The 6042-nt window shown below is 63.8% G+C and carries 6 protein-coding genes; 1 reads left to right on the top strand and 5 read right to left on the bottom strand.

All coding sequences use genetic code 11. The features are described from left to right. Positions 1-791: 791 nt before the first annotated feature. From AAFP05_RS01870 to AAFP05_RS01890, 5 genes are all read right to left on the bottom strand, one after another. Positions 792-1412 (bottom strand): vitamin K epoxide reductase family protein, encoded by a 621-nt coding sequence (locus AAFP05_RS01870; RefSeq protein ID WP_341728155.1) that lies wholly within the window; start codon positions 1410-1412, stop codon positions 792-794. After that, a complete protein-coding gene (locus AAFP05_RS01875) occupies positions 1409-2182 on the bottom strand; it encodes a DsbA family protein (RefSeq protein WP_341728156.1) in 774 nt (257 codons plus the stop codon). Before AAFP05_RS01875 ends, AAFP05_RS01870 begins: the two co-directional genes overlap by 4 nt. A gap of 114 nt (positions 2183-2296) precedes the next feature. Then, positions 2297-2791 carry a hypothetical protein gene (locus AAFP05_RS01880; RefSeq protein WP_341728157.1) on the bottom strand — a complete coding sequence of 165 codons (495 nt, stop codon included), beginning with the start codon at positions 2789-2791 and terminating at the stop codon, positions 2297-2299. 217 nt (positions 2792-3008) lie between these two features. Then, positions 3009-3479: a GatB/YqeY domain-containing protein gene (locus tag AAFP05_RS01885; protein WP_341728158.1), complete on the bottom strand. Its 471-nt coding sequence runs from the start codon at positions 3477-3479 to the stop codon at positions 3009-3011. A gap of 145 nt (positions 3480-3624) precedes the next feature. Beyond that, a complete protein-coding gene (locus AAFP05_RS01890; RefSeq protein ID WP_341728159.1) occupies positions 3625-4554 on the bottom strand; it encodes a type IV toxin-antitoxin system AbiEi family antitoxin domain-containing protein in 930 nt (309 codons plus the stop codon). 304 nt (positions 4555-4858) lie between these two features. Between AAFP05_RS01890 and prfB the strand changes: the two genes are divergently transcribed. Continuing rightward, complete coding sequence (gene prfB, locus AAFP05_RS01895; protein ID WP_341728160.1) at positions 4859-5965, top strand: peptide chain release factor 2; 1107 nt, start codon at positions 4859-4861, stop codon at positions 5963-5965. Positions 5966-6042 lie beyond the last annotated feature (77 nt).

Here is a 6042-nt window from a genome sequence, read left to right on the forward strand (position 1 = left end):
ATTGCGACGGTTGTGTTTCAGCCGTCTTTTTGGGTGCGGCTGCAGCGGCTGCCGGAAGTGACAGTGGCTGCCGGGATGTTCGGGGTGGTTCGGCAGCGGCTGCCGAAAGTGACAGCGGCTGCTGGTCTGTACGTGCCCGATTGACAGCGGCTGCCGGAAGTAACTGTGGCTGCCGGTTTGTACGTGCCCGATTGACAGCGGCTGCCGGAAGTAACTGTGGCTGCCGGATGTACGTGCCCGATTGACAGCGGCTGCCGAAAGTAACTGTGGCTGCCGGATGTTCGCTAGTCGCTGCTATTTGCGGTAGTGGTTGTGATGGTGGCTGGGCATTTCGGTAGCTGCTGCTGGTTTGTTCGTCTCGGTGGCGTAGTGGCTGTCGAGAATCGCAGGGGCTGCCGGTGTGCACGTGCCCGATTGACAGCGGGCCTCCGGAAGTAGCTGTGGCTGCCGGATGTTCGTGCCCGATTGACAGCGGCTGCCGGAAGTAACTGTGGCTGCCGGTGTGTACGGGGCCCTTCGGCAGCGGCTGCCGATAATCGCAGGGGCTGCCGGTATGTACAGGGCTGGCCTGTAGCGGCCGCCGAAAGTAACAGCGGCTGCGGATGCTCGGTAGCTGCTGCAATTTGCGGTAGTCGCTGTGGAACCGGCGAGTCTGCTCGGGGCCGGGCCGATAGTCGCTGCCGAAAGTATCAGGGACTGCCGGCTTGTACAGGCCCGGCCTGACAAGCGCACTGGCTGCCGGACCGGGCGACGCGTCCACCTGGACCGGCCCAGCCGCCAGACAAGGCCGATCAGCCGAATAGGGCCGTCCCATATTTCAGCACGATCGCGACAACGATCACCGCTAGCCAGACCACCACAATCAGCACGTCCAGACCCACGTCGAGCCCGGACTTCAGGGCCTTGTGTACTCGCGGCGACAAGAAGAGATTGTTGTCCCGGATATTCACGTGCGTCAGCGAACTGAAGACCAGCGTCGTCGACAGGGTCACCAGCAGGCACCACGGACACAGTGCGTTGATGTTGAACATCGACTGGTAGAAGAGCCAATACGCGAACCCGAGTCCAATCGTGTACACGATCTGCGCGGCGAGCATGAACCAGCGAGGGAAGCGCACACCCCCCAGGCTCGCCACCGCGATCGTGACGACAACCGGTTCGGCGATCAGTCCGAGAAACGCATTCGGGAAGCCGAGCAGATTCGCCTGCCAGGTGCTCCCGACCGTCCCACAGCTGATCACGGAGTTGATATTGCACGCCAAGATCGCGTCCGGATTGCGGGCGAGGGCGATCGCGTCCACCGAAAGCACGAACGACGCGGTCAGGCTAACCAGCGACGAGAAGAGCATGTAGCCGAAGATCCACCGATCGGTCTGCCGGAACCGGTGGATGCGCTCCAAGACGTCGGTCATGCGCCCGCCGCCGTCTCAACGGCCGACTTGAGGGCTCCGGGCGTGAAGATCTGCGAGCTTGCGAAGTCCGTGCCGTTGATCTTGATCGTCGGCGTGCTCGTGATGCCCGCGTCGAGCGCCGCCTGATTCGACCGATCCACTCGATCGGCGTTGGCAATCTCGGGGAACGTCGAGTAGACCGCTTCGCTGACGCCTGCCTCGCGGGCCAAGTCCGCGAGTTGGCTGTCGTCCAGGCCCGTGCTGCCCTCGGCCGGCTGGTTGTCGTAGAGCGCCGCATTGAACGCCAAGGCGTGCTCCGGCTGGGCGCTCGCCACTGCGATCAGGGCGCTCGCTGCTCGGGTCGAGTAGTTCGTGCCCTGCGATTGGGGATCGAGGAAGTTCATCAGGTGCAGCTCCACCTTCGCGGTTCCATCGGCGACCAGAGTCTCGATGTCGTCGCGGTTCGTCCGTTCGAATTGGCCGCAATAGGGGCACATGAAGTCTTGGTAGATCGCGATGGTGACCGGGGCGTCGGCCTGACCTATCGCGAGGGAATAGTCGCCCACTACGGCTTTCGGCGCGGTCGGCGCGGGCTTGGTCGCCTGTGTGATGCCCCAGGTCACCAGCCCGACGATGAGGACGAGCGCGACGCCGAGCGTGCCGAACATCACCCATCCGCGTACTCGGTTGTTCCGCGCTTCTAGTGCTTGCTGAGTCCGGAGCGTTTCGCGGCGGCTGGTGGGGGAGCCGCTGCTCGGCTTCGGGGCGGACGAATTGGTCTTCTTGCTCATGGGTTTCGCTTTCGGGTCGGGTTCGGACGTGTGGGTACGGCCCGACGAGGCGCTCCCGCAGAGATGCCGAAGAAGAGGCGTCCGAGAAGGGAATACGCGACAGAGGAAGGATCGTCAGGCCGGCGCCAGCAGTGGCGGGCCCCGACGGCTATGCGGACGAGCAAGAACAGCGCCGCGCAGATCGGCGATGCGAGTCAGCAGCGGAGAAGTTGATGAGTTCCGGACGACCAACTGCGCCGGACGAGAACCGATAAGCCGGCCGATCCAGATCTGGGCGGCTCGAGCCGTGGCGCGCAGCCATCGTCCGGCACCGAGCGTCGCAAGCAAGAGGACGAGCCCGCAGGCCACCGCGGACAGCGAGATGAAGATCGAGAACTGCCCGGCCTGCGCGAAGTTGGGGCCCGGCGCGTAGCTGTCCATCGGACAGTTCACGCTCGGCTCGAAGACATCGAAGTGGAGGCCCAGCCGAGCTATGCCGCCGGTCGCCTCGACGCACGCGTGCCATGAACCGCTCAAGACGGTCCTCGACAGCGGGTTGGTCAAAGAGATCACGCCGACGAGCGCGAGCAGCACGAAACTGCCCGCGTCGTACAGTCGTGATCGTCTCATCCTGTCCTTCCGTCTATCCGGGCTTTCCACCCATCCGACCTCGGGTTCTTAGGTCTGTCCGACCGTCCGGTCCGTCCGGGCTTTCCACCCATCGCGACCTTCGGGCGTTCCGCCCCTTGAGCGTCCGTGAGGTCTTCCGTCTATCCAGACACTCGCGTTGTTGGCTGCCGGTGATCGTCCGGCCGAACTCGCGGGAGCGAAATCCGGCCCGCTCACCTCAACTATTGATGCGCGCCTTCACCAGACCCGCGACCGTCTTGCCGTCCGCCCGCCCGGCAACCTTCTCATTGACGGCCTTCACGACGGCGCCCATCTGGCGCATGGTCGGCTTGGCCCCCAATTCGGCTTCGGTGGCGGCCATCTGCGCGTCCACGATGGCGACGAGTTCATCCTGACTGAGCGGCTGGGGAAGGTAACGGGTCAGGAAGTCGGCCTCGGCAGCCTCTTTCTCGGCGAGTTCGGGGCGCCCGGCGTCCGCATAGGTCTGCGCGGATTCGGTGCGGCTGCGCTGCTCCTTGGTGATGATGGCGATCTCTTCGGCCTCGCTGAGGTTGCGCGCCTGGTCACCGGCGACTTCGGCGTACTGGATCGCGGCCAGCGCCATCCGGATAGTCGACTTCGCGAAGTCATCCCGCTGCTTCATGGCAGCTGTCAGGTCCTTGCGTAGACGGTTCTTGATCTCACCCACGGCCAGCTCCTCAATACAGGTTCAGGTCCATTCTCGCACGGCTTCTTGGGTGTCCAGCAGACGTGCTGGTGGCGTAGCTGGCCATCCGGCGATTATCGAGTTCAGTTTGGTCGGCTATAGCGACCAAACTGAACTCGATAATCGTTCATGCGACCAGTTGGCACCGTGAACAGCATTTCAGGTCCCCTGTCCAGCCGAGTCGGCGGCGCACCTCGGCCACCTGCGCGAGCGCCCCGCAGGGATCTGTGACGCATTGGAGCCAGCCGAATCGCAGAGTGGGAATGCCTTGCATGATGTGGAAGTTGTCCCGGTCCATGTCGCGGAAAGCACCGAGACCCTCGTGGCCGCGCCGGCCATCCAGCTCTACTACGAGACCTTCTTCGTAGTAGATGTCGCATCGGTAGCCGCCGCTGCGAATCTGCCGCCTGCCGGGCTTCATGCCATGAGCCCGTTCCACATCACGCAGATACACCAACTCCAATGGGCTTTCCGCGCCCTGGCCGACGTCGGCGAGGAGCTCGTTCAGCTGGCGGCGGGCGGGATGTCTAGGCATCTCGTCAAGGGCTTCGTATAGCCTGCCCGCGCTGGTGTGTTTGCTGCTTGTCGCCAGAGTGATCCAATTGGCTGATCGCTCCGGCTCCAGCGCACAAAGATCCAGGACGGCGCGCTCGACTCGGACCCGCGGTGGCTCTCCGACTGCGCGGAACAGCACCTTGGTCCGGGTGAAGTCCCACCAGCCGGAGCTTGGCTGGTGGTGCGCGTCAGCGGGCTGGACGATCGAGATCGGCAGGTCTTCTTCGCTGATGACTCCGGCCAGACGGAGCGCTGCTCGGCCACCGGTGGCTGATCCGGATCCTCCGATCAGGGTTCCGGCCCAGGCCAGAGATTGCCAGTCCGGGCTCAGCGTGTGAGTCAGATAGATTCCTCGGCCAAGGCGGCTCCACAGCTGTTCGCCGACCAAGCGGTCAATCCTGGTGCGAGGCACGCCGTGTCCGAGGATCTGTTCGCGGGTGAGGACACCTGCTTGTCTACGGGCGAGGTCCTGTAGCAGATCTGGTAGCAGGGGGTGAGGCATACTCCGAGTCTGACGTGAAAACGTTGATTCCCGATTTAGTTTTCGCGATCTGTGGATAAGTGTCCGATGCTCGTAAGATCAGCCCGCGAGATCGACCTGCCGGGTGTCCTGCTGGCGCTGTGGCAATTATCGAGTTCAGTTTGGTCGGCTATGGCTACCAAACTGAACTCGATAAATCGGCGGACCCTCGCCAGTGCCCGAACCCGCCCCAGATCGCGACCTGCGACGGCGAATCAGACCCGTGGACGAGGACCGGCGGGCGCTTGCTGGCTGGCCCTGCGGGCAGACGGTAGACTTCGGGTTTGTGGCGCTAGCAGATCTCCCCGATATCATTCACGAACTCGACCGGTCGTTGACCTCCATCGAGGTCGTGACGGACCCTGAGTCGAAGAAGGCCGAGATCGCGAAGCTGGAGGATGAGGCTGCGGCACCCGACCTTTGGAACGACCAGGCGAACGCTCAGCGCGTCACCAGCCGGCTCTCCCGGTTACAGGCCGACGTTGAGCGTGTGGAGGGTCTTCGTCAGCGTTTGGACGATGTCCAGGTGCTGCTCGAATTGGCGGCCGAGGAGGGTGATCGCGACAGCGAGCTCGAAGCCGAGCGCGATGTCAACGCGCTGAAGGCTGAGATCGAGGCGCTTGAGGTCCGCACCTTGCTGGGTGGCGAGTACGACGAGCGCGACGCGCTGATCACGATCCGCTCCGAGGCCGGTGGTGTGGACGCAGCCGACTTCGCCGCGATGCTGCTGCGCATGTACGCGCGCTGGGCCGAGCGGCATGGCTACTCCATGGAGGTCTACGACGTCAGCTACGCCGAAGAAGCAGGCATCAAGTCGGCCACCTTCACCGTCAAGATGCCGTATGCGTATGGCACGTTGTCGGTCGAGCAGGGCACTCACCGGCTGGTGCGGATCAGCCCGTTCGACAACCAAGGGCGCCGCCAGACCAGCTTCGCCGGTGTCGAGGTGCTGCCGGTCGTGGAGGAGACCGACCACATCGACATTCCTGAGGCGGACATCCGCGTCGACGTCTTCCGTAGCTCCGGCCCCGGCGGCCAGTCGGTCAACACAACTGACTCCGCGGTGCGCATCACCCATCTGCCGACGGGCCTTGTGGTGAGCTGTCAGAACGAGAAAAGCCAGATCCAGAACAAGGCCGCCGCGCTGCGCGTGCTGCAGGCCCGGCTGCTCGAGAAAGCGCGACAAGACCGCGCGGCCGAAATGAATGCGCTGAAATCCGAGGGCAACTCCTGGGGATCGCAGATGCGCAGCTACGTGCTGCACCCGTACCAGATGGTCAAGGATCTGCGCACAAACTTTGAGACCGGCAACACGGACGCGGTTTTCGACGGCGATATCGACGCGTTCATCGATGCGGGTATTCGCTGGCGTCGCCAAGAGGACGCGGCCTGAGCTGACGCCTGGGGTGTGTGCAGGGCGAGTTGTCCACAGCTTCCGGGGTGGATGGGTTGACGGTGGCTGGTGGTGTG

The organism is Brooklawnia sp., from assembly GCF_032229645.1.
Lineage (GTDB): Bacteria > Actinomycetota > Actinomycetes > Propionibacteriales > Propionibacteriaceae > Brooklawnia.

Excerpts from the sequence above, each read along its gene's own strand:
- AAFP05_RS01870 (WP_341728155.1), bottom strand. The coding sequence starts at position 1,412 with ATGACCGACGTCTTGGAGCGCATCCACCGGTTCCGGCAGACCGATCGG.
- AAFP05_RS01875 (WP_341728156.1), bottom strand. The coding sequence starts at position 2,182 with ATGAGCAAGAAGACCAATTCGTCCGCCCCGAAGCCGAGCAGCGGCTCC.
- AAFP05_RS01880 (WP_341728157.1), bottom strand. The coding sequence starts at position 2,791 with ATGAGACGATCACGACTGTACGACGCGGGCAGTTTCGTGCTGCTCGCG.
- AAFP05_RS01890 (WP_341728159.1), bottom strand. The coding sequence starts at position 4,554 with ATGCCTCACCCCCTGCTACCAGATCTGCTACAGGACCTCGCCCGTAGA.